Below are 1,153 nucleotides of genomic sequence, written 5' to 3' on the forward strand. Positions count from 1 at the left end.
TTGACGAACTACGTAGAGACGAGGACCGGGGCACAGCCCCCCAACCCCTTGACAAAAACCCCTTACGAAGGTGTCCCCGACCGACACGCCGGGCTAATCACCGGATTTGCGCACGCTCACGCCGCCCGCGCCCGGCATAACTGGGTGTCGATCCGACGCACCATCTCCCAGGGCCGGCGCCGCACGTCGTCGGCGACGATCGCCATCGGCGTCCACCCGACCTCGCGCAGCGCCTCACGTTTTTGCCGGTCGTGGCGCAGCGCTTCGGGGCTGCTGTGCCAGTCGAATCCCTCGTACTCGACGGCCACCCGGCGGTCGGGCCAGGCGAAGTCCACCCGCCAGGTCCGCCCGCTGCGGTCGACGATCTCGTACTGCAGCACCGGCGGCGGCAGCCCGCCGTCGTGCATCGCCAGCCGGGCCTCGCTTTCCATCGGCGACTCGGCTTCGGCGGCGGCCAGCGGGATCAGTTCGCGGACGTGCACGATGCCACGTCGGCCGGCCTGGCGGGCGGCCGCGGCGCGCAGCTGCCGTCGATCACAGGTGGTGCTGCGCAACGCGGCATCCAGGGTGGCCAAGGCCCGCGGTCGGCGCAGCCCGCGGGCGACTTCCACGGCCGTCCAACCCGGTTCGGTGGCCAGCCGACCGTCGACAGTGGTCAACGGCGCACCCTCCCGGCGGTGCACCCGCAGCCCGTCGGAGTCTCGCAGCTGATGCCCGACGGGGTTCAGCACCTGCAGATCCACCACCTCTTCGGTGTCGAATCCGTAAGCGGCGGCGGCGGTTCCCAGGCAGATCGCGACGGGCTCGCCGGCCCGCAGATCCAGCCCGCGCAGCCGGATCAGCGGGTCGGGATCGGTCTTCGCGTAGATGCCGGTCCACACGTAGACGAGTTCCCCACGGGCAACCCCCGTCTCGAACGCCGCGCGGCCCAGCCGGGCAACGAGTTGCCCGGTGGTCGCCACGCCACCCTGTTCGGCCAGCAGCGCGTCCACATCCATCGGCGCATCGTGCCGCCGTCGCGGCCGCGCCGGTAGTCACCCCTGTGGATGACGAGCGTGCGTGGATCCGGCGACACGCTCGGCGTGTCGGCCGGGGACACCTTCGTAAGGGGTTTTTGTCAAGGGGTTGGGGGGCTGTGCCCCGGTCCTCGTCT

At 71.1% G+C, this 1,153-nt stretch carries 1 protein-coding gene; it reads right to left on the minus strand.

What is annotated here, in order from left to right; all coding sequences use genetic code 11:
• Positions 1–116: 116 nt before the first annotated feature.
• Complete coding sequence (locus tag ACAG26_RS27650) at positions 117–998, minus strand: hypothetical protein (RefSeq protein ID WP_370486268.1); 882 nt, start codon at positions 996–998, stop codon at positions 117–119.
• Positions 999–1,153 lie beyond the last annotated feature (155 nt).

The sequence above is a fragment of the Mycobacterium sp. pUA109 genome (assembly GCF_041287095.1).
Taxonomy (GTDB): domain Bacteria; phylum Actinomycetota; class Actinomycetes; order Mycobacteriales; family Mycobacteriaceae; genus Mycobacterium.

Excerpts from the sequence above, each read along its gene's own strand:
- ACAG26_RS27650 (WP_370486268.1), bottom strand. The coding sequence starts at position 998 with ATGGATGTGGACGCGCTGCTGGCCGAACAGGGTGGCGTGGCGACCACC.